We start from the raw sequence: 22,106 nt of genomic DNA, 5'->3' as shown, positions 1-22,106 counted from the left end.
TGAGGTTCCCCCATGACGACAACAACCCCACGCACATCGCTCCACGGCCTGCAGGTGGCCACGGTTCTGCAACGCTTTGTCGATGACAAGGTCCTGCCCGGCACCGGCGTGGACCGTGCCGCCTTCTGGAAAGGTTTTGACGCCATCGTGGCGGACCTGGCCCCGAAAAACATCGCCCTGCTGGCCGAGCGCGACCGCCTGCAGACCGAGATGGACAGCTGGCACAAAGCCAACCCCGGACCGATTGCCGACATGAAGGCCTACCGCGCCTTCCTCGAGAAAACCGGCTACCTCGTGCCCGCGCCGAAAAAAGTCACCATCACCACCGGCAATGTCGATGCCGAACTCGCCAAACAGGCCGGTCCGCAACTGGTGGTGCCCATCCTGAATGCGCGTTATGCGCTGAACGCGGCCAATGCGCGCTGGGGCTCGCTGTACGACGCCCTGTATGGCACCGACGTGCTCTCCGAAGACAATGGCGCTGAAAAAGGCAAGGGCTACAACCCGGTGCGCGGCGCCAAAGTCATTGAGTACGCACGGTATGTGCTGGACCGCACCGCGCCGCTGGTCAAGGGCTCACACATCGATTCGACCGGGTATGCGCTGAGGGGCGGCAAGCTGGTCGTCACCCTCCAGGGCGGCAAAAACACCACGCTGGCCGATGCGGGCCAGCTCATCGGTTACCAGGGCAAGGCCTCGGCACCGTCGTCCGTGCTGCTACAGCACAACGGCCTGCACATCGACATCCGCATCGACCGCAGCACGCCGATCGGCAAAAGCGACGCGGCCGGCGTCAGCGACCTGGTGGTGGAAGCGGCACTGTCGACCATCCTCGACCTGGAAGATTCCGTGGCCGTGGTCGACGCCGACGACAAGGTGCTGGCCTACAGCAACTGGCTGGGCATTTTGCAGGGCACGCTGACCGAGAGCGTCACCAAGGACGGCAAGACCTTCACCCGCGGCCTGAACCCCGACCGCGATTACACCTCGCCCACGGGCAAACCCGTCACCCTGCACGGCCGCTCGCTGATGTTTGTGCGCAATGTCGGCCACCTGATGACCAACCCGGCCATCCTTTACACCGCCGCCGACGGCTCGACCAAAGAAATCCCCGAAGGCATCCTCGACGCCGTCGTCACCACGACGATCGCGATTCACGACCTGAAGCGCAAGGGCAAAAAAGGCATCAAGAACTCGCGCAAGGGATCGGTCTACATCGTCAAGCCCAAGATGCACGGCCCGGCCGAAGTCGCCTTTGCCGCCGAGCTGTTCAGCCGTGTCGAAAAAATGCTGGGTCTGCCCGACAGCACCGTCAAGCTCGGCATCATGGACGAAGAGCGCCGCACCAGCGTCAACCTGAAAGCCTGCATCGCCGCGGCCAAGAGCCGCGTCGCCTTCATCAACACCGGCTTCCTGGACCGCACCGGCGACGAGATGCACACCGCCATGCATGCCGGACCCATGATCCGCAAGGGCGACATGAAAAGCAGCGCCTGGATCGCGGCTTACGAGAAGAACAACGTGCTGGTCGGTCTGTCCTGCGGCCTGCGCGGCAAGGCGCAGATCGGCAAAGGCATGTGGGCCATGCCCGACCTCATGAAAGCCATGATGGATCAGAAGATTGCCCACCCCAACGCCGGCGCCAACACCGCCTGGGTGCCCAGCCCGACCGGCGCGACGCTGCATGCGCTGCACTACCACCAAGTCAAGGTCAGCAAGGTGCAGAAAGACCTCGAGAAAATCGACGCCGGCAAGGAGCGCAATGCATTGTTGAACGGCCTGCTGCAAGTTCCCGTCACGGCCACGCCGGACTGGAGCGCCGAGGCGAAACAGCAGGAGCTCGACAACAACGCCCAGGGCATCCTCGGTTATGTGGTGCGCTGGATCGACCAGGGCGTGGGCTGCTCCAAGGTGCCCGACATCCACAACGTCGGCCTGATGGAAGACCGCGCCACCCTGCGCATCTCCAGCCAGCACATGGCCAACTGGCTGCTGCACGGCGTGGTCAGCCACGCGCAGGTGAAGGAAACCTTTGAACGCATGGCTGCCGTGGTGGACAAACAGAACGCTGGCGACCCGCTGTACCAGCCCATGGCCGGCCACTTCGACACTTCCGCCGCCTACAAGGCAGCGTGCGACCTGGTGTTCAAAGGCCTGGAGCAACCGAGCGGCTACACCGAGCCGCTGCTGCACGCCTGGCGGCTGAAGGTCAAGGCCGGCAGCGCCTGACATGTCTGGGGTGTCATGCCGGGCTTGATCCGGCATCCATGACTTGCTACTAAATTAGTAGCTATCTCCGGCCGTCCCACAAGGGCCAGAGCCGGATTTGATGCACAAACCGCCCTCCACGGCGCCTTCGGGCGCCGTTTTTGCTTCCTCATTGGAGGGCTGCGACCCTGTTCGGGCCAACACCCTCCCACCACAGCGCGCTACGCTGTGGTTGTCACCTGGCCGCAACCGGCCTCAGCCCGCCACGGCCGGCCGCCGATCGCTCAGCGCACCGTCCGGTCGCGTGCCCAGCCGCTGTAGTCCTTGTCGGTCAGCAGCGTCCACAGGGCCAGAACGGCAATGGCCAGGCCGACCACCACCGCATTGGGCATGGCCTGCTCATGCGTGCTGAACCCCAGTGCCCAGGGCGAGGCGATCAGCCAGACGCCCAGGGCCCCCTCGGTCCACTCTTCCCAGGCACGCGGGACAAAAATCGCCCCCAGCGCCACGGCGACCAGGGCCGCGCCGACGATGACCGCGTTCAGCATGATCACCCTGTCATCCTGGAAACCCAGCGCCCAGGGCGAAAGAAGGACCCAGAGACCCAACAAGGCATTGATCGGGTCTTGCCAGTGTTTCACTTGCTCCATGGTTACACCTCCTGACAGCGGGGAAAAACGGGTCCGCTGCAAGAAATTTGACCCGGCCTGGACCGGCTTTGTTCCCCGGGCTCTGGTCGCCCGTTCAAAGCCACAACAAACTGCAACGGTTTGTTATGGCTGGTGCCGTCCGGGCCCGGCCGCGTGGAAACAGGGCACGCCGGCAGGCAGGCAGCCGCCGCCGCACGGGCCGCCCTGATTCGCTATGCAAAACATAGCTACAGGCGCCCGTCCCTGTTGGGCTCCTGCCGGATTTGTCTGCACGAGCTCGCCACCGAAGGCGGAAGCACCAGACGGTGCCGCCGGCACGCGCCAGCGTGCTGCGCCCACGCCGGTGGAATGTAAGCAGCATCTCTTTGCTGCGCAGCGGGTTAGAAATCGTTACAAGATACTTCGGCATTTCCAGCAGCATCCTGCCGGTTCAGCCCACACTTCGGGGTCAGGTTGAACCGGAATTTTTTCCCGGAAAATTGACTTGACACGTATTCACGTCCACTCCTTTTCCTCTGTTAGCCACCTCGCCCTCCACCATGGCATCGCAAGCCGACGTCTTACTCCGCTGTCTGCAGGAGGCTGCCAAGGCCGCCAAGCCGGCGCTTGAACGCTGTATCGACCACGCGGTGGCGGCCCTGCAGGTGGCAGAAACACAAAGCCTGAAAATCAGCGAGCGCGACGACCTGGCACTGGCCTGGCGCGAACTGCTGCGCCACCGAGACGGCTGGTGTGCGCAATACCCCGGGGCCCTGCTGGCCGCCTTCAGCCAGCCCGCAAAACCGGCTGCGCAGCCGGTCGCGGCGCGCACCCCGGTGCCTGCGCTGGCGGGCGCCGACATGTTTTCGCTGGTGGACGACACCCAGGTCGAGGAAGGCATCGAGTCCTCGCGGCTGCTGCAGCAGGTCTCGCCCTTGGTCGAGCAGGTGCTGGCCGAACTCGACGGCCTGATGAGCTCGGCGCAGGGGCTGGTCAATGTCCGCGCGCAGGCCAACCCGGTGCGGCCCGAGGTGTATGCGCAGACGCTGCGCACCCTGCTGTTGGGCGCGCCGGTGGCGCCCGCCATCAGCGCCTTGTGGATCAAGCACCTTGGCGAGCCCCTGGGGCGCGAACTCAAACGCATCTACGAGCGGCTGATCAATGTGCTGGAACTGGCCAAGGTGCAGGCCGCCAGCTACCGGGTGCTGCAGACGCCCGCCAGCGCCGGCAAAAAGCCGGGCAGCGCCGCAGCCGGCACCCCCGCGGGCGACAAGCCCGGCGCCGGGCCGGGTGCGCAAGGCGGCCCCGTCGGCATCGGTTACGCCTCGGACGAGCCCTTCACCCGGGTGCCGTCGCACTACGCGGACCTGTCCAACTACGAAGTCAAGGACGCGCTGTTCCAGGACTTCCTGTTTCGCGGCGGCAGCAACGCCGACCACGGGCTGGCGCCCGCCTATTACGCCACCATTGAAGAAGAGCTGATCGCGCTCAAGGGCACACCCGACTCGGCACAGGCGGCGCTGCAGGCCGAGCCGGGCCCCGCCGATACCGGCACTACCGGCGATGACGACCGCAGCTACCGCGGCACCCGCAGCGACCCGCGCCGCCCGGCACTGCCGGCGCAGGACGCCGACGAGGGGCCGGACAGCCCGTCGCGCATCGTGGACGTGCTGAGCCAGCTCAGCTCGCAGGTCTGGGGCGTCTACGGCCGCGCCCGCGAGCGCGCGCTGGTGCGCACGCAGCTGCGCAAAGACGCCACCCGTGTCGGCCAGGTGCTGGGCATGGAGGTGGTGAAAAAACTGGTCAACCAGGTCGCGCAGGACCCGCGCCTGCTGGTGCCGGTGCGCGAGGCAATTGTGGCGCTGGAGCCTTCGCTGCTGCGCCTGGCCATGGTGGACTCACGCTTTTTCAGCGAGGAAAGCCACCCCGGGCGCCGCCTGATGGAGCGTGTGGCGCAGCGCAGCTTCAAGTACAACGACGAACACAACCCGGCGTTCGACGTTTTTTTCCATTCGCTGACCGAGGCCTTCAACGGGCTCAACGCCCTGGAGATCGAAGACGCCCGGCCCTTTGGTGCCGCGCTGGCCGAGCTGCAGGCGCTGTGGGACGAGCAGGACCAGCACGAGCGTGATCTGCGCGGCAACATGCGCCAGACCATGCAGCTTGCCGAAGAGCGGCAGGCGCAGGCCGACCAGATTGCCCTGGACATGAGTCTGCGCGCCGACCTGGACCATGTGCCCGGGGTGGTGCTGGACTTCCTGTTCGGGCCCTGGGCGCTGGTGATGGCGCATGCCCGGTTGACCGACACCGCGCGCCAGATCGATCCCCAGGGTTACGGCTCACTGGTGACGGACCTGCTCTGGAGCGTCAAGCGCGAAGCCACGCTCAAGCGACCGGGCAAACTCATCGCGATGATTCCCGGCCTGCTCGGCAAGCTGCATGCCGGCCTGGCATCGCTGGGGCTGGACCCGGGCGAGACCGAGGCGTTTTTCGACGCCATGGAAAGACTGCACCGCCCGGTGCTCAAACTGCGCCGCGTGCGCAGCCGGCGCGACGCCGTCGAATCGGACAACGCCCCGCTGGAAGTGGCCTTGGCCGAAACCGACCTGTCCGACCTGAGCGACCTCCTGCCGGCCACCCCCGAGCAGCGCAAAGCCAAGGCCGCCGGCCAGCCCTGGCTGGCGCCGCAGGAACTCGATCAGGCCGGCTTTGAAGACACCTTGCCGTCCGGGCCGGCGGCGCTGAGCGCCACGCCGGAGGACGACACGCCGGTACACGCAGTGCCCGACAGCGGCGCTGACGACACCCCGACGGCTGCCGACGGCGATGACGGGCGCCAGCCCGAAGACATCCTGATGGGCCTGCGCGAAGGCAGCTGGGTGGATCTCTACTCCCGGCGCCACTGGCTGCGTGCGCAGCTGATCTGGGCCAGCACTCGCGGCACCCTGTTCATGTTCGTCAGCCACGGCGGCCAGCCCCACTCCATGACCAAACGCAGTTGCGAACGCCTGATCAGGGACCGCCTGCTGCGCCCGGTCCAAACCCACGGCGTGGTGGCCCACGCGCTGGACCACCTGGTCAAGGAGGCCACGCCGGTGGATCCGCAAGGCCGTGCCGCTTAACGCCGGCTTGCCGGCCCATCCGAGGGTCAAACCCGAAGCGCTACAAATTCAATAGCATCTCGCGTCCGTCACTTAAGGGATGGAGGCCGATTTCATCAAGAATCTTGTGGGCGGTGCCGGCGCCCCCGGTTCTCCGCACCATAATGTCCACTGTCATGCTTCTTGCATGGCAGAGGTCCATCTTGCTCAAATTTCTGCTTCGACTCACCGCCAGGGAACGCACGCGCCGCAGCAACCGGCAGTTTGGCGGCATCCTGGCCTTTGTGGCCGGCGCCATCAATGCCGGCGGCTTTCTCGCCGTGCAGCGTTACACCTCGCACATGACGGGCATCGTCTCGGCCATCGCCGACGACCTGGTGATCGGCAGCATAGGCCTGGCGCTGGCCGGCCTGGTGAGCCTGGCCGCGTTTATCGGCGGGGCCATCACCACCACCTTGCTGATCAGCTGGGCCAGGCGCCAGGAGCTGCGCAGCAAGTACGCGCTGGCCCTGTTGCTGGAAGCGGTGCTGCTGCTGATGTTCGGTCTGGTGGGCGCCAACCTGAAATCATTTGCCACCCTGCTGGTGCCGACGGCGGTGCTGCTGCTGTGTTTCATCATGGGCCTGCAAAACGCCATCATCACCAAGATCTCGCACGCCGAGATCCGCACCACCCACATGACCGGTGTCATCACCGACCTGGGCATCGAGCTGGGGCGCCTGATCTACTGGAACCAGTCGAAAAAGGCCAACCACATCCAGTTTGTCGAGGCCAACACCGACAAGCTGTTCATCCATGCCACCCTGCTCGGGCTGTTTTTTTCGGGCGGCCTGTTTGGCGCCGTCGCCTTCAAGGCCATGGGCTTCAGCGCCACGCTGCCGATTGCCCTGCTGCTGGTGGCGATGGCCCTGCCGGCCGTCGCGATGGACCTGCGCAAGCTCGCGAGGTCGCTGTGACGCTGGCGCCCGACGCTTTCCAGTCGCTGCAGTACACCAAGCCTTTCGTGCGGGAGGACGGCGCATCGAAGTCGCTGCATTTCACGCTGGGCGAGCTGCAAAGCCGCATGCTCATGCACCAGCCCTGGCGGCTGGACGTGGACTACACCCGGACCATGATGGGTTTTCTGCTGTTCCAGCCCGCGCCGGCCCACATCGGCATGATCGGGCTGGGCGGCGGCTCGCTGGCCAAATTCTGCCACCGGCAGTTGCCCGCCTCGCGCATGACCGTGCTCGAGATCAACCCACATGTGATCGCCCTGCGGCGCGAGTTCCAGATCCCCGACGACGACGAACGGTTTGCAGTGATCGCCGCCGACGGCGCGCTCTACCTGCAGGCCGCCGCGCCGGTCTTCGATGTGCTGCTGGTCGACGGTTTTGACCACGACGGCCAGCCCGCGGCGCTGTGCTCCCAGCGTTTTTACGACGACTGCTTCGCCGCCCTGGGCGAGCACGGCGTGCTGGTGGTCAACCTGCACCACGACCACCCCGACTACCCGGTGCTGGCCGGCCGCATCCACCGCAGCTTCAGCGGCAACGCGGTTGAAGTCATGGCCGCAGAAAAAAGCAATGCGATTGTGTTTGCCTCCCGCGGGCCGGCCATTTCACCGCGCCGCGTGAACCTGGCCCGAAGCCTGGCCGGTCTGGACGACGCGGGGCGCCTGCAGCTCAAAACCGAGCTGGGGCGCATCGCCTGGGAAATGAAGGACCTCGCCGGGGATGTTTAGAACTTGTGCTTGGGGTACCAGGCCGCCGACGGCATTGCGCGCCCCTGTCCCACGCCAGCGGTCCGGCGTGCAGGCACACTGGAAGCTTCCCGACGGACATGGAAGATCAGGATGAGCCAGAAAACCAATTTTTCGTTTGAGATGCACTACCCGGCAGCGACCCGCGCGCCCGAAGCACAACGCGCGCAGCTGATGGCCGCGCTGGGCCCGACGCTGCAGGCGCTGTTTGCCGCCGGCGACAGCGCGGCCACGGTGGTCATCAGCGACAGCCACAAGGGCAGCGGCCACAAGATGGTCGAGCTGGTGACCACCTTGCAGGACATGCAGATTGCCGCCATCCTTCAGGCGTTTTCCGAACAACACGGTCTGTCCGTGCAGGCGCTCGAATAAGCAGCCCCGGGCCGCGCCGGTCAGACCGGCCCTCCACCCATTCGCTATGAAATCAGGAGCTGCTCTCGCCCGTGTTTATTGGGCTGGGGCCGATTTTTGATCAGAACTGACGTTGACGCTGGCCTTGCGCCTGCCCCTGTCCATGGTCTGCCCCGTCACGGACGGACGTCACCACCAGGTGGATGAAATGCAGCTTGGCCACCACTTCGCGCGGCAGCACAAAGGGGTAAAAGTCAGGCTGTCCCATGGCGCGTGACATTTCATTGAGCAGCGTGGTCAGCCGTGTCCACTGGTTCAGGAAGTCCAGGAACACCTGGGCCTCGGGGTGGTCCGGCTGGTACAAGGCATCCAGCGTGAAGGGCGTGAATTCCAGCTGCGCGCTTTCGGCCGACAGGCCAAAACTCAGGGCCGTGTCGACGGTGTCGCGCATGTGCAGGTAGTGGGCCCAGCACTCGGCCCAGTCTTCCCACGGGTGCACGCTGGCGTAGGCGCTCACGTAGTGCAGCGCCCAGTCCGGGCGCGGCCCCTGCTCGTAATTGGCCTGCAGGCTGGCCAGGTAGTCCTGGCTTTCATCGCCGAACAGATCCCGGAAACCTTGCTGCCAGGACGTGCCGGCGACCAGGCGGTCCCAGTAGTAGTGGCCGACCTCGTGGCGCAGGTGCCCCAGCAAGGTGCGGTAGGGCTCATGCATGGCCTTGCGCGTGGCCTCGCGCGTGGCGTCGTCGGCTTCGTTGAGGTTGAGGGTGATCAGCCCGGTGTCGTGCCCGGTCATGATGTGCGGGCCGAAGTCGGGTGAACGCAGGAAGTCGAACATCAGGCCGTGTTCGGTATCTTCACTCGCCCGCGACGCCACCGGCAGGCCCAGCACGAGCAACGCCGACACCAGGCGCCGCTTGGCCAGCTCGATGTTGCCCCACAGCTCGCCGTTGTCCGGGTGCGCCGGGTCGTTCAGGTCGGGAATCGTGCGGTTGAGGCGGCAGGCCTGGCACAGCAGCTGCGGCGGTCCGTCCTGGCTGACCGGCACCAGCCAGTTGCAGGCCGCCGGGGTCTGCAGGTTGGCGCAGCGAAGGTAAACCGCCGCCGGTGTGTCCGGCTGCGCGGCGCCGCCCTCGGGCTGCCAGGCGACCCAGGTGTCGGGCTGCTCGCCGGGCATCAGGGGCAGGAGGCGGGCCTGCGCCGGGTCGTAGCCCAGCGCCGTGCCGCAGGCCAGGCAGGTGCTGTTCCTGAAAAAAACGGGGCTGCCGCACTGACAGTGGTAAGCACGGCCGGCCAGGCGCGGCAAATGGGCAGGGGCGGAGGAAGGGCTGTCGTTGAACAAGGGAATTTCTCAAAGCGCCTGGCGCGGCGGGCAAAAAAAGGCGATGGGCCGGGGGGTCCGTTTCCTTCGGAGTTTCCCATGTTTGTCGCGCCGCCCGGGGGCCGCCCGCCTTGTTCTTCTGTCAGTCTTTGCCGACAAAAATGGCATGCCCCCGCCGGGCTTTTATCATCGGGGCACCGGTTCACATCAATTCAAAGGAAAACCATGCCCACCTACCACGTCGAAATGATGGAAGGCCGCACCCTCGAGCAGAAGAAAAAGCTGGTCGCCGAGATCACCCGCGTCAGTGTCGACATCCTGGGCGGCGCGCCCGATTCGGTGGATGTGATCATCACCGACATCAAGCGCGAGAACTGGTCCACCGGCGGCAAGCTCTGGTCCGAACCGCGCGACTGATGCCCTTTCGCTCCTTTTGCCCCGCCGCGACAGAACAAAGCCGGCCTTGAGCAGCCCCTCCACGCTGGACGAGATGCAGGCGCGTTACGGCGCGCGTTACCGCTGGCTGCTGCTGCTGTCGGTGATGACAGGCACGATGGCCTCCATCATGTCCTCGACCATCGTCAACGTGGCGATTCCCGACATGAGCCAGCACTTCACCCTGGGCCAGGAGCGCGCGCAATGGGTCACATCAGGCTTCATGGTGGCCATGACGGTCTCCATGCTGACCACGCCCTGGCTGCTGGCACGTTACGGCTACCGCCGCACCTATGTGGGCACCATGCTGCTGCTGCTGGCCGGCGGCATCGTCGGCGGCTTTGCCAACAGCTTTGCGCTGGTGCTGGGCGCGCGCGTGGCCGAGGGCCTGGCGGCCGGCGTGGTGCAGCCGATTCCGGCCATCATCATCATGCGGGCTTTTGCGCCGCACGAACAAGGGCGCGCCAGCGGCATCTTCGGCATGGGTGTGGTGCTGGCACCGGCCATCGGCCCCAGCCTGGGCGGTGTGCTGGTCGACCTGTTCGGCTGGCGCTCGATTTTTTTCATGGTGATCCCCTTTTGCCTGGCTTCGCTGTGGATGGCTTACCGCTATGTGCCGGTCACCTCCCCGGGCGGTGTGGCGCCGAACCGCAAGGGCGCCACCCTGGACTGGCGTGGCCTGCTGCTGGGCGGCGCCGGCACCCTGTGCCTGCTTAACGGCATGGTGGCCCTGCATGGCGGTTCGGCGCTGCAAGCCGCCTTGCTGCTGGGCGGCGCGGCGCTGGCGCTGGTGCTCTTTCTGGCCTGGCAGCGGCGCATGGCCGCCACCGGGCGCGAACCGCTGATGAACCTGGCGCTGTTCGGCTACCGGACTTTCGCGATGGGCAGCATCGTCGCCTTCATCTACGGCACGGCGCTGTTCGGCTCGACCTATCTGCTGCCGGTCTACATGCAGCTCGGGCTGGGCCTGTCGGCCTCTTATGTCGGCACCATCCTGCTGCCCGCCGGGTTTGTGCTGGCGGTCACGATCGCGCTGGTGGGGCGGCTGGCCGACCGCCATCCGACCTGGCTGCTGGTGAGCATCGGGCTGGCACTGCTGGCACTGTCGTTTGCGCTGATGCTGACCGTGACGCTGACCAGCGCCATCTGGGTGCTGGTGCTCTGGGCCATCCTGGGCCGCATCGGGCTGGGCTTCATTCTTCCGTCGCTCAACCTCGGCTCCTTGCGGGCGCTGGACCACAGCCTGATTTCACAAGGGTCAAGTGCCATCAACTTCGTGCGCATGCTGGGCGGCGCCATCGGCGTGAGCCTGTGCGGCATCGTGCTGGAATGGCGGCTCGCGGCGCATGGCGACTCGCTGACGCAGGCCGCGACCAGCCCGGCGCGGCTGGCGGCGTTCAACGAGTCCTTCATGATGCTGGCCGCGCTGTGTGTGCTGGCGCTGTTCGCCGCCTGGAGATTGCGCCCCCACGCTCGGCACGATGTGTCCTCGCTGCCCCCCGAGGGGGCTGGGTCCGCCTTGGGGCGGCCCGGCGGCGACCCGCGCCCTCCTGCGGCCAAGGATTGATGCCATGTGCCAGCTGCTCGGAATGAACTGCAACACGCCGACCGACGTGACCTTCAGCTTCAGCGGTTTTGCGCAACGCGGCGGCAACACCGGCGAACACACGGACGGCTGGGGTATCGCCTTTTTTGAAGGCAACGGCGACGCCAGCAACGGCGGCAGCGATGGCAGCGACAAGGGCCTGCGCCATTTTGTCGACCACCAGTCGGCGTGCGCCTCGCCCGTGGCCGAACTGATACGGCGCTACCCGATCAAGAGCCGCAACGTCATTGCCCACATCCGCAAGGCCACGCAGGGCCGGGTCGCGCTGGAAAACTGCCACCCCTTCGTGCGCGAGCTGTGGGGACGCTACTGGGTGTTCGCGCACAACGGCGATCTCAAGGACTTTTCGCCGCGCCTGCACGGCAGCTTCCGGCCGGTGGGCACGACCGACAGCGAACGCGCGTTTTGCTGGATCATGCAGGAGCTGGCCAAATCGCACGCCGGTGTGCCCAGCGTGGGCGAGCTGACCCTGACCCTGCGCGAACTGGCGGCGCAGATCGCACCCCACGGCACCTTCAACTTTTTACTCGGCAACGGCCAGGCCCTGTGGGCCCATGCCTCGACCAGCCTGTACTACGTCGAGCGCAAACACCCGTTTGCGCACGCCACGCTCAGCGATGAAGACCTCAGCGTGAACTTTGCCGAACACACGCAGCCCACCGACCGGGTCGCGGTGGTGGTGACGGCGCCGCTGACCACCAATGAACACTGGGTCGCCTTTGCACCGGGCGAGCTCAAGGTTTTTGTCGGCGGTGCGCTGCACCCCTGATTTGCTATAAAAAGAGGAGCTTTTGGCGCCCGTCATTGCTGGGCTAAAGGCTTGTTTGATTAAATTCAGAGAGCGGCTTCGAGCGCATCCACAAACATCGCCGCCACATCGAACCCGGTCTGGTCGAAAATTTCCTGGAAGCAGGTTGGGCTGGTCACGTTGATTTCGGTCACGCAGTCACCGATCACGTCCACACCGGCCAGCAGCAGGCCGCGGCTGTGCAGGATGGGGCCCAGCGCCTCGGCGATCTCGCGGTCGCGCGCCGACAAGGGCAGCGCCACACCCAGGCCGCCGGCCGCCAGGTTGCCGCGCACCTCGCTGCCCTGCGGGATGCGCGCCAGGCTGTGCGGCACGGGCCGGCCACCGATGATGAGCACGCGCTTGTCGCCCTTGACGATCTCGGGCAGGAACTTCTGCACCATCAGGCTTTGCGCGCCGTGGCGGTTCAGCGTTTCGGTGATGGAGCCCAGGTTCAGGCCGTCGGGTCCGACGCGGAAGATGCCCATGCCGCCCATGCCGTCGAGCGGCTTGAGGATGATGTCCTGGTGTTCGGCATGAAAACGCTTGATGTCCTCGGGGTCGCGCGTCACCAGCGTGGGGCCGATGAACTGCGGAAACTCCATGATGGCCAGTTTTTCAGGGTGGTCGCGCAGCGCGCGCGGCTTGTTGTAGACCCGGGCACCGTCGCGCTCGGCCTGCTCCAGCAGGTGCGTGGCGTAGAAATACTCGCTGTCGAATGGCGGGTCCTTGCGCATCAGGATGGCGTCGAAGTCTTTCAGCGCGACCTGGCGCGTGCCGCGCTCGGCGAACCAGTCCTGCGTATCGCCCGTCAGCGTGATGTCGCGCACATGGGCCATCACGGGGGCGCCGCGTTGCCACATCAGGTCCTGCTGCTCGCAGGCGCTGATCTGGTGGCCGCGCCGCTGCGCTTCACGCATCATCGCGAAGGTGGTGTCCTTGTAGATCTTGAAAGAGGCCAGCGGGTCGGCAATAAAAAGAATATTCATGAACGGGGTCCGTCAGTAAAAGGGGTGGTGACTGCTCAGGCAGCGCGCTGCCGGTATTGTTGTACAAATAGCGCCATCGCGCCGGCCACCACGCCCCAGAAGGCCGAGCCGATGCCGGCAAGGGCCACGCCCGACAGCGTGACCAGAAAAGTGATCAGCGCGGCCTCGCGGTGCGATTCGTCGCGCACGGCCTGCGCCAGGCCGCTGCCTATCGTGCCCAGCAAGGCAAGCCCGGCAATCGCGACGACCAGTTCCTTGGGAAAAGCCGTGAGCAAACCGGTCACGGCAGCGCCGAAGATGCCGATCACGACATAAATCGCGCCGCAGGCCACGGCCGCGGTGTAGCGCTTGCGCGGGTCTTCGTGCGCCTCGGGGCCCATGCAGATGGCGGCCGTGATGGCGCTGAGGTTCAGCGCAAACGCGCCAAAAGGTGCGAGCACCAGCGTCGCCAGGCCGGTGAGCGTGATGACCTTGGACACCGGGATGCCGCCGTCCGGTGCATCCGGCCCGTACCCCGCGGCACGAATGGCCGCCACGCCGGGCAGGTTTTGCGAGGCCATGGTCACCACAAACAGCGGCAGCGCCAGGCTGACAATCGCCGCCAGCGTGAACTGCGGCGCGACAAACACGGGCAATGCAAATGAGAAGTTCATGGCCGTCCAGGCCATCTCGCCGCGCGCGGCCACAAACACAATCGCGCCGAACAAAGTCAGCACCACCGCGTAACGCGGCATGAAACGTTTGCCGAGCAGGTAGATCGCCAGCATCAGCAGCACCAGCGGCAAGGCCGTCTGCGCCGCGGCAAAGGCCTGCAGGCCAAAACGCGCGAGCACGCCGGCCAGCAGCGCCGACGCAATCGCCATCGGAATGCGGTTCATGACTTTCTCAAACCACCCGGTGACGCCGAACAGCGTGATCAGCGCCGCACTGACCATGAAGGCCGCCACCGCCTCACCCATCGAAAACCCACCGGCCAGCCCCGCCGTCGCCAGCACCGCCGCGCCCGGCGTGGACCAGGCCACCATGACCGGCTTTTTCAGCCACAGCGAAGGAATCGCCGAACACAAGCCCATGCCCCAGCCCAACGCCCACATCCAGGAGCTGATCTGTTCCGGCGTGGCGTTGAAGGCCTGCGCTGCCTGGAAAACAATCGCCACCGAACTTGTGAAGCCGACCAGCACGGCGACGAAGCCGGCGGTGAATGCGGAGAGGTTGAGGTCTCTGAAAAATTGCATTCGGGGATTTTGGCAGGGTTATGTCTCGTACGTTGCTGGCCTGAAGCGCCGGCGTCACGCTGCGCCTGCGGTTTGCCTTGGACAGTAGGCGCAACTCCCCACTCCCTCCCCCCGCCCCTCGCCCCGCTGGGCGATGGCGGGGAGCTTCATTTGGCCGCGTGTGCTGCGTCCACGTGCATGAATGACGGACTGTTGAGTCCGACATGACGCGCTTCGCGCGCCATGTCTCCCCGCACCCGAACCCGTATTTGTTCCCCCTCCCGTCGGGCTGGGCCGAGGAGCGCAGGCAAAAGCGGATCAGGGCAGGCACTTGTTTGAGGCGCAGCCGAGTTTGTGCCTGACCCCGCTTTTACCGAGCACCGGAGGCTGCCCGTAGCGAAGCGGAGGGACCCAGACCATCGGGTCGCCTTTCTTTTCCTTAGGTTTCTTTGGCGAAGCAAAGAAAAGTAAGTCGCCCGCCGGGGCGAGACCCGGCCAGCAGGCGAACCATACGGTCAAAAACACAGTCGGTAGTCGGCAAACATGGATCCCCCCGGATCGGAGTCCGGGACAGGCTCCTCAAGTCCGGGATGACAAGCACGAGGAAACGTCAGCTATAAATTTCATAGCTGCTTGCGCCCAAATTCATTGGGCTGCAGCCATAAAACACCAAGATCAAATCTCGATCTTGCTACCCAGCTCCACCACCGAGTTGTTCGGCAGGTTGAGAAAGTCCGCCGCGCCGCTGGCGTTGTGGTGCATCTGCGCAAACAGCTTTTCGCGCCACGGCGCCATGCCGCTGCCTATGGTGGGCACCACCACGTCACGCGAGAGGAAGTAGCTGGTCGTCATGACGTCCAGTTCGCAGCCGCGCGTGCGCATCTGCTGCAGCGCCTTGGGCAGATCGGGGTCGTTCTTGAAACCATAGTGAACGACAACCTGCCAGCAGTTGTGGCCCAGCGACTCGATCGCCAGGCGCTTGTCCATGCCTATCCATGGCACCTCATGGTTGCGCACCGTGACAAACAGGTTCTGCTCGTGCAGCACCTTGTTGTGTTTGAGGTTGTGCAGCAGCGCATTGGGCACGGCGCCCGGCTCGGCGGTCAGGAACACCGCCGTGCCTTCCACGCGGGCGGGCGGGCTGATGAAAACCGCTTCCAGGAAGCCGGGCAGGTCGATCGCGTCGGCACGCAGTTTCTGATTGAGCAACGCGCGGCCCTGCTTCCACGTCATCATGACGGTGAACATGCCCATGCCGATCAGCACCGGGAACCAGCCGCCTTCAATGAACTTGAGCGCGTTGGACGCAAAAAACATCAGGTCGACCACAAAGAAAACCCCTGTGGCCGCGACACACAACGCCAGCGGCAGCTTCCAGGCGTAGCGGATCACAAAAAAGGTCAGCACCGTGGTGATCAGCATGTCGGTGGTCACCGCAATGCCATAGGCCGAAGCCAGGTTGGTGGAGTTCTTGAACAGGGCAACCGCCACCACGATGGCCGCAAACAGCGACCAGTTCACCGCCGGGATGTAGACCTGGCCGGTTTCATGCACCGAGGTGTGGCGGATCTGCATGCGCGGCAGGTAGCCGAGCTGGATCGCCTGTTTGCTGACCGAAAACGCCGCCGACAGCAGCGCCTGGGAGGCAATCACCGTGGCGGCGGTCGCCAGGATCACCAGCGGCACCAGCGCCCACTTGGGCGCCATCAGGTAAAACGGGTTGGTCACCGCCTCGGGCGTGTAGATCAGCATCGCGCCCTGGCCGAAATAGTTGATCAGCAGCGCCGGCATGACCAGTGCAAACCAGGCCATGCGTATCGGCTTCTTGCCGAAGTGGCCCAGGTCGGCATACAGGGCTTCGGTGCCGGTGACACACAACACCAGCGCGCCCAGCAGCACAAAGGTGATCCCCGGATGCTGGAAGATAAACCGCAGCGCATGGTGCGGGCTGACGGCGCCCAGCACCTCCGGGTGGGCCCAGATGTGCGGGATGCCGAGCACGGCAATGGTGACGAACCAGACGGCGCAGATCGGCCCGAACAGGCGGCCAATGCCGGACGTGCCGTTCTTCTGGACATAAAACAGCCCGAAGATGACCACCAGCGCAATCGGCATGATGTAGGCGTGGAAGGCTGGCGAGAGCAGCTCCAGCCCCTCAACCGCGGAAAGCACCGAAATGGCCGGCGTGATGACGCCGTCGCCGTAGAAAATCGCGGTGCCGAAGATGCCCACGCCCAACAACCAGCGCCGCAGCTTGGGCTTGTCGTTGACCGCATTGGTGGCCAGCGCCAGCATCGCGATCAGGCCGCCTTCACCGTTGTTGTCGGCGCGCAGGATCAGCGTGACGTACTTCAGCGAAACAATGATGGTCACGGTCCAGAAGACCATGGACAGGACGCCGTAGACGTTGTCCGGAGTGAGCGGCACAAGGCCCGAGTTGAAGACGACCTTGAGTGCATACAGCACGCTGGTGCCAATGTCGCCGTAAACAATGCCGATGGCGCCCAGGGTGAGCGCCGCAAGAGATGATTTTTTTCTGGACACAAAAAAATTCTCGCGGGGGCCCGGGTCAGGCTGGCCGCCACGGCGAGAAAGGTTGTCTTGGGGAGTGCTATTTTGCGCCCGGTCCCGCATTCGGCAAGTCAGAGCAAACCTCTAATCACGAGAATCCGGTATTTTGTTGCACCGCAACAACTTGTAACAACGACGCGAAGCGGTCGGTTTTTTTGTCCAACTGAAAGGGCGAAAAAAACCGCTCTGTTTTTGATAGCTGTCAGCGACCACCCATCAAGGGCCGGGGGCCAAAAAGGCCCGCAAGTGAATGGTTTTGAGCGCCCAGGGTCCGCAGCGCCTTCCCCGACTTCGTCAGCCGCCGCGGGCGGCCGGCTTTGCCGGATACCTCGCGGCGTCCCCTGCAAGGGGATAGGGGTGAACAAGCCTCTAGTCGTAAACCTCGGCGTCCGGGTCGGTGGCTTCCAGCTCGTAACTGGCGGCCAGCATGGCCAGCCGGCCGATCACCCCATACATGTAGAAACGGTTGGGCCCGCTGGCGCCCGGCGGCACACCCGGCTGCGGCAGCCGGCCGCTGTCGGCAAAAGCCAGCGGCACGAAGCTGGCGCCGGGGGCGTTGAGGTTCTCGTCGATGCCGCGGTCGGCGTGCACGCGGTAAAAGCCGCCCACCACATAACGGTCCATCATGTAGACCACGGGCTCGGCCACCGCGTCGTTGATGCGCTCGTGGGTCTGGACCCCCTCCTGGATGATGACCTCGGACAGCGGCCGGCCGTCCTCGGTGGTGCTCATCTTGTTTTTGGTCTTGCCGTTGAGCTCGTCGAGGTCTTTCACGTCGCGCACCGTCATGATGCCCATGCCGTAGGTGCCGTTGTCGGCCTTGACGATGACAAACGGCTTTTCGTTGATGCCGTATTCCTTGTATTTGCGCCTGATCTTGGTCAGCAGCGCATCAACGTTGGTGGTCAGGCAGTCCATGCCCGTGCCTTCGGCAAAGTTGATCTCGCCGCACTTGGCAAACATCGGGTTGATCAGCCAGGGGTCCACGCCCAGCAGCTTGCCGAAACGCTTGGACACCTCTTCATAAGCCTGGAAATGGCGCGACTTGCGCCGCACCGACCAGCCCGCATGCAGCGGCGGCAGCAAATACTGCTCGTGCAGGTCTTCCAGCATGCCGGGAATGCCGGCCGACAGGTCGTTGTTGAGCAGGATGGTGCAGGGGTCGAAATTTTTCAGCCCCAGGCGCCGGTCTGTGCGCACCAGCGGCTCCAGCGTGATCTGCTCGCCGGTGGGCAGGGTCAGCGTGGTCGGCTCGGTGATGTCGGGACTGAGCGAGCCGAAACGCACGTTGAGCCCGGCCTGGTGAAAAATGCGCTTGAGCTGCAGGATGTTGGCCAGATAAAAGGTGTTGCGCGTGTGGTTCTCGGGAATGACCAGCAGGTTGCGCGCCTCGGGGCAGATTTTTTCAATTGCCGCCATCGCCGCCTGGACGGCCAGCGGCAGCATCTCGGGCGTCAGGTTGTTCCAGCCGGCGGGGTAGAGGTTGGTGTCCACCGGTGCCAGCTTGAAGCCGGCGTTGCGCACGTCGACCGAGCTGTAAAACGGCGGCGTGTGCTCCATCCACTCGAGACGGAACCAGCGCTCGATCGCCGGCGTGGTGTCCAGGATGCGCTGCTCGAGTTCGTTGATCGGGCCGTTCAGGGCCGTAATGAGATGCGGAACCATGCGGCCCTCTTTTATAAGTATTGGAAGCGAATTCTAGGAGGTGGAGGCGATCACGCCGCATTCAAGGCAAGCTGCCCTTCCCCGAAGAAGCCCGGCACGCGGCTCGTGACGGCTATTTCGCGCCTTCGACCAGCCAGAGGATCAGGGCCCTGGCGGTTTCGGGGCTGAGCCTTTCGTGAGCATCGATGTGCTCCAGCCATTCGCCCGGGCGCAGCTTGTCGGCCAGCCGCTGCTCGGCCGCCGCGTCAGGCTTGCGCTCGGCGTATTTGGCCGCGATCTGCGGAAAACCCGGCGCCTCGCCGCGCGGGTAGGCGCCGCGGCAGTTGTAGCAACCCATGTCGACGGCCGACGGTGAAGCGGCCTGGCCCGCCAGCGGCAGTGCCAAGGCCGCGAGAAACAGACCGGCCGGCGCGAAACGGCTGTCAAAAATCCGGAAAGACATGATCACAGCCTCACTTCCCCGTTGCCCAGCACCACGTATTTCAGCGAGGTCAGGCCCTCGATGCCGACCGGGCCGCGGGCATGGAACTTGTCCGTGGAGATGCCGATTTCAGCGCCCAGGCCAAACTCGAAACCGTCGGCGAAGCGGGTGCTCGCATTCACCATGACACTGGCCGAATCGACCTCGCGCAGGAATTGCTGGGCATGCATGTGGTCGCGCGTGAGGATGGCGTCGGTGTGGTGGCTGGAGTACTGGTTGATGTGGGCAATTGCTTCGTCCACACCGGCCACCACCTTGATGCTGATCACCGGCGCCAGGTATTCCTCATACCAGTCCTGCTCGCTGGCGGGCTGGACGATGGCGTTTGGCACCGGGGCCAGCAGGGCCCGGGCTTCGGCGTCGCAGCGCATCTCCACCCCCTTGGCGGCGTAGATGGCGCCGATTTTCGGCAGGAAGTCAGCCGCGATGCCGCGCGCCACCAGCAGTCCTTCGCTGGCGTTGCAGGGGCTGTATTTGCTGGTCTTGGCGTTGTCGGCCACGGCCACGGCCATGGCCATGTCGCAGGGGTCGTCCACATAGACATGGCAGTTGCCGTCCAGGTGCTTGATGACCGGCACTTTCGCGTCGCGGCTGATGCGCTCGATCAGGCCCTTGCCGCCGCGCGGAATGATGACGTCCACATACTGCGGCATGGTGATCAAAAGACCCACCGCCGCACGGTCGATGGTGGGCACCAGCTGCACGGCCTCTGCCGGCAGGCCGGCGTCCTGCAGCGCCTGATGCACCAGGGCCGCCAGCGCCTTGTTCGACTCGATCGCTTCGGAGCCGCCGCGCAGGATGCAGGCGTTGCCGCTTTTGATGGCCAGCGACGCGGCTTCGATCGTGACGTTGGGCCGGCTTTCGTAAATCATGCCGAACACGCCGATGGGCACACGCATCTGGCCGACGCGGATGCCGCTGGGCTGCTGCTTCATGCCGATGATCTCGCCGATCACGTCGGGCATGGCGGCGAGTTGCTCGCAACCCGCGGCCACCGTGGCGATGTCCTTGGCCCCGAGCTTGAGGCGGTCCAGCATGGGGCCGGCCAGGCCGGCCGCGGCCGCCCGTTCGAGGTCACGCTGGTTGGCCGCCTGCAAAGGCGCAACGTTTTGCCGCAGCAAGCCGGCCAGCGTCAAAAGCGCTCTGTTTTTGATAGCTGCCGGCGCGCGCGCCGTCTGGGCTGAGGCCGATTTTGCCTTGGAACCCATGACCGCCATCAGGCCTGCCAGTTCGGCGTCGGCTTCGCTGCTTCGGGTCAGCGTGTTGGAAAGATCAGGCGCGTTCATGCCCCTATTTTGCCCGTATTCATGCGGCGGGGAGCACGGCCGTCACTTCCGGGCGGGCACGCCGCGGCGTTGCATCATGTCCTGGCTCATGGCCCGCAGGGCGTCGCCCGTCAGCGTGGCCTGCGCTGCGGGATAGGCCAGCTGGTCCTCGTCCGCCAGGTGGCGCACGTACAGTGCGGCAAACCGGCTCAGCGCAGCGGTCCGGGCAGGGTCCAGCGGCGTCCAGTCCGCAGCCGGGCTGTCGGTGATGGCCTGCAGCACACTGCGCGCCAGGGGCCAGGCGGCTTCCATGTCGCGGTGGTCCTGCAGCAGGCGCTGCACCAGGGCGCGCAGGCCGGCGTCCGGTCCGGCCAGCAGCGGCGGGAACACGTGCATCTCCTCGTCCTGGTGGTGCAGCGGCGCGGCGAGGTCGAAGTAACGCATCACGTCACGCGCGGCCTGCCGCGCGGCATCGTCGCAGCCGCGCTCCAGCAGATGCTGCTGCAGGCGTGCCAACAAGGCCAGCATGCGCTCGACCCGCTCGTGGCAAGCACCCAGCATCTCGAAAGGCGCTTCAAAACCGGCCCCAGGCGCTTGAAAGCCGGGCACGGCATCAGGCCGTTCAGTGCGGCGCACCGTGCCCATGTCAGCCGAACTGCACCGGTTGGCCCTGCGGGTCAAACGGGATGAAAGCGCCAATCTGCCCCTGCTTGATGGACTCGACCATGCGTTGCAGCGGCTCCTCGGCATCTTCGGTGGTGGGCGCGCGGTTCACCGAGCCCCCCAGCGCGGCGGCGAACACCAGGCCCCAGTGGTGGCCGAACTGGCTGGACTCCTGCACAAGCGCCGCAAACGAGCTCAGATCTTCCGGCCGCTTGTCCACACACATCAGCGGCACCAGCGCACCACCCTGGCCGGCTTCAAAACGTTCGCGCTGCACCGGCGTGCTGTCCTCGGGCAGCTCCACACCGGTGAACACAAACAGCAGGCGCTGCGGCTCGGGCTGGGCCCGGGCTGCCTGCAGCAGGTCGTCAAAACTCAGAATGTCCATGAATCATCCAGTCACAGGGAATAAAAAGAATCCGCCGGTTCGCGCCCCGGTGCGTGCCCGTCGGCCGAAAGGCTGCTTGTAAAATCCGGCGGCGCAGGGCGCAGGCGCGCGGGCTTGCGCGACTGTGCCGTGCCGATGCTGACAAAACACAGCGCCTGTTCGCCAGCCGCCAGGCCAAACAGGGCGCGCAGGCCGGCGGACTTCAGCGCCTTGCCGCTGGTCAATGCCGAACCATACCCCAATGCGGTGGCCATCAGCAGCATGTTCTGGATCGCGCAACCGGCGGACACGGTGCGTTCGGCCAGGTCAATCTCCGCATCGCCGCGCTGGCCATCGACAACCACCAGCATCAGCAAGGGGGCCCGGTGCGCTTTTTCCTGCGCCTGCGCCAGCTGTTCCGCAGTGGCCTGGGCGTCGCGCGCCATCAGCGCCGCGCCGAACACCTCGGCCAGCCGCGCGCGCGCCGCCTGCGGAACAAACACCAGGCGCCAGGGTTGCAGCTGCCCGTGGTCAGGCGCCGTGGCCGCCGCGTTCAGGATCATGCCGAGCTGCTTCGCGTCGGGACCGGGCGCCAGCAGGCGCTTGGGCAAAATGGTCTGGCGTGACTGCATCAGCGTCGCCGCCAGGCTGGCCGGATCGTTGTCTGGCGCGGTGGATAGTGGCAACGGGGGCGGGACGGCAAGCAGGTTCATCA

At 65.3% G+C, this 22,106-nt stretch carries 19 protein-coding genes; 8 read left to right on the top strand and 11 right to left on the bottom strand.

The window, feature by feature from the left end; translation table 11 throughout:
* Positions 1-12 precede the first annotated feature (12 nt).
* Positions 13-2,229 carry a malate synthase G gene (locus PSV40_RS21610; RefSeq protein WP_300541769.1) on the top strand — a complete coding sequence of 739 codons (2,217 nt, stop codon included), beginning with the start codon at positions 13-15 and terminating at the stop codon, positions 2,227-2,229.
* A gap of 263 nt (positions 2,230-2,492) precedes the next feature.
* Here PSV40_RS21610 and PSV40_RS21605 read toward each other — a convergent pair whose 3' ends face one another.
* Positions 2,493-2,858, bottom strand: a complete 366-nt coding sequence (locus PSV40_RS21605; RefSeq protein ID WP_300541767.1) for an SPW repeat protein — start codon at positions 2,856-2,858, stop codon at positions 2,493-2,495.
* Between the two features lie 539 nt (positions 2,859-3,397).
* Here PSV40_RS21605 and PSV40_RS21600 point away from each other — a divergent pair.
* From PSV40_RS21600 to PSV40_RS21585, 4 genes are all read left to right on the top strand, one after another.
* Positions 3,398-5,959 carry a DUF1631 family protein gene (locus PSV40_RS21600; RefSeq protein ID WP_300541765.1) on the top strand — a complete coding sequence of 854 codons (2,562 nt, stop codon included), beginning with the start codon at positions 3,398-3,400 and terminating at the stop codon, positions 5,957-5,959.
* A 179-nt stretch (positions 5,960-6,138) separates the two neighbouring features.
* Complete coding sequence (locus tag PSV40_RS21595; RefSeq protein ID WP_300541821.1) at positions 6,139-6,894, top strand: YoaK family protein; 756 nt, start codon at positions 6,139-6,141, stop codon at positions 6,892-6,894.
* Positions 6,891-7,661 carry a fused MFS/spermidine synthase gene (locus tag PSV40_RS21590; protein ID WP_300541763.1) on the top strand — a complete coding sequence of 257 codons (771 nt, stop codon included), beginning with the start codon at positions 6,891-6,893 and terminating at the stop codon, positions 7,659-7,661. Before PSV40_RS21595 ends, PSV40_RS21590 begins: the two co-directional genes overlap by 4 nt.
* Positions 7,662-7,772: 111 nt before the next feature.
* Positions 7,773-8,051 carry a hypothetical protein gene (locus PSV40_RS21585; protein WP_300541761.1) on the top strand — a complete coding sequence of 93 codons (279 nt, stop codon included), beginning with the start codon at positions 7,773-7,775 and terminating at the stop codon, positions 8,049-8,051.
* Between the two features lie 100 nt (positions 8,052-8,151).
* Here PSV40_RS21585 and PSV40_RS21580 read toward each other — a convergent pair whose 3' ends face one another.
* Entirely contained in the window at positions 8,152-9,369 is a 1,218-nt protein-coding gene (locus PSV40_RS21580) for a putative zinc-binding metallopeptidase (protein WP_300541759.1), read from the bottom strand.
* Positions 9,370-9,573: 204 nt separating this feature from the next.
* Between PSV40_RS21580 and PSV40_RS22915 the strand changes: the two genes are divergently transcribed.
* Genes PSV40_RS22915 through PSV40_RS21565 form a run of 3 tightly spaced genes read left to right on the top strand, consistent with a single transcriptional unit; the run spans position 9,574 to position 12,158 of the window.
* Positions 9,574-9,765: a 4-oxalocrotonate tautomerase gene (locus PSV40_RS22915; RefSeq protein WP_366915057.1), complete on the top strand. Its 192-nt coding sequence runs from the start codon at positions 9,574-9,576 to the stop codon at positions 9,763-9,765.
* A 16-nt stretch (positions 9,766-9,781) separates the two neighbouring features.
* On the top strand, positions 9,782-11,350 hold the full coding sequence (locus tag PSV40_RS21570; RefSeq protein WP_366915056.1) for an MFS transporter: 1,569 nt from the start codon (positions 9,782-9,784) through the stop codon (positions 11,348-11,350).
* Positions 11,351-11,354: 4 nt separating this feature from the next.
* Positions 11,355-12,158 (top strand): class II glutamine amidotransferase, encoded by an 804-nt coding sequence (locus PSV40_RS21565; RefSeq protein ID WP_300541753.1) that lies wholly within the window; start codon positions 11,355-11,357, stop codon positions 12,156-12,158.
* A gap of 65 nt (positions 12,159-12,223) precedes the next feature.
* Here PSV40_RS21565 and gshB read toward each other — a convergent pair whose 3' ends face one another.
* From gshB to PSV40_RS21520, 9 genes are all read right to left on the bottom strand, one after another.
* Positions 12,224-13,165 carry a glutathione synthase gene (gene gshB, locus PSV40_RS21560; protein WP_300541751.1) on the bottom strand — a complete coding sequence of 314 codons (942 nt, stop codon included), beginning with the start codon at positions 13,163-13,165 and terminating at the stop codon, positions 12,224-12,226.
* A 35-nt stretch (positions 13,166-13,200) separates the two neighbouring features.
* Complete coding sequence (locus tag PSV40_RS21555; RefSeq protein WP_300541750.1) at positions 13,201-14,400, bottom strand: benzoate/H(+) symporter BenE family transporter; 1,200 nt, start codon at positions 14,398-14,400, stop codon at positions 13,201-13,203.
* A gap of 654 nt (positions 14,401-15,054) precedes the next feature.
* Positions 15,055-16,923: a potassium transporter Kup gene (locus PSV40_RS21550; protein WP_300541748.1), complete on the bottom strand. Its 1,869-nt coding sequence runs from the start codon at positions 16,921-16,923 to the stop codon at positions 15,055-15,057.
* Positions 16,924-17,319: 396 nt separating this feature from the next.
* Positions 17,320-18,615 carry a glutamate--cysteine ligase gene (gene gshA, locus PSV40_RS21545; RefSeq protein ID WP_300541746.1) on the bottom strand — a complete coding sequence of 432 codons (1,296 nt, stop codon included), beginning with the start codon at positions 18,613-18,615 and terminating at the stop codon, positions 17,320-17,322.
* Positions 18,616-18,727: 112 nt separating this feature from the next.
* The gene (locus tag PSV40_RS21540; RefSeq protein ID WP_300541744.1) at positions 18,728-19,057 is read right to left on the bottom strand and encodes a hypothetical protein; all 330 of its coding nucleotides are present in this window, start codon (positions 19,055-19,057) and stop codon (positions 18,728-18,730) included.
* A gap of 2 nt (positions 19,058-19,059) precedes the next feature.
* Positions 19,060-20,313, bottom strand: coding sequence for a glutamate-5-semialdehyde dehydrogenase (locus PSV40_RS21535; protein ID WP_300541819.1), 1,254 nt, complete (start codon positions 20,311-20,313; stop codon positions 19,060-19,062).
* A gap of 111 nt (positions 20,314-20,424) precedes the next feature.
* Entirely contained in the window at positions 20,425-20,922 is a 498-nt protein-coding gene (locus PSV40_RS21530) for a hemerythrin domain-containing protein (RefSeq protein ID WP_300541817.1), read from the bottom strand.
* Between the two features lie 85 nt (positions 20,923-21,007).
* Positions 21,008-21,412 (bottom strand): ribonucleotide reductase subunit alpha, encoded by a 405-nt coding sequence (locus tag PSV40_RS21525; protein WP_300541742.1) that lies wholly within the window; start codon positions 21,410-21,412, stop codon positions 21,008-21,010.
* An 11-nt stretch (positions 21,413-21,423) separates the two neighbouring features.
* A complete protein-coding gene (locus PSV40_RS21520; protein WP_300541740.1) occupies positions 21,424-22,104 on the bottom strand; it encodes a nitroreductase in 681 nt (226 codons plus the stop codon).
* Between the last annotated feature and the right edge of the window lie 2 nt (positions 22,105-22,106).

Origin of the sequence: Polaromonas sp., from assembly GCF_029945925.1 — a bacterium.
GTDB lineage: Bacteria > Pseudomonadota > Gammaproteobacteria > Burkholderiales > Burkholderiaceae_C > Polaromonas.
Note: the sequence above shows the minus strand (reverse complement) of the source record. Positions and strands in the feature narration are given on the sequence as shown.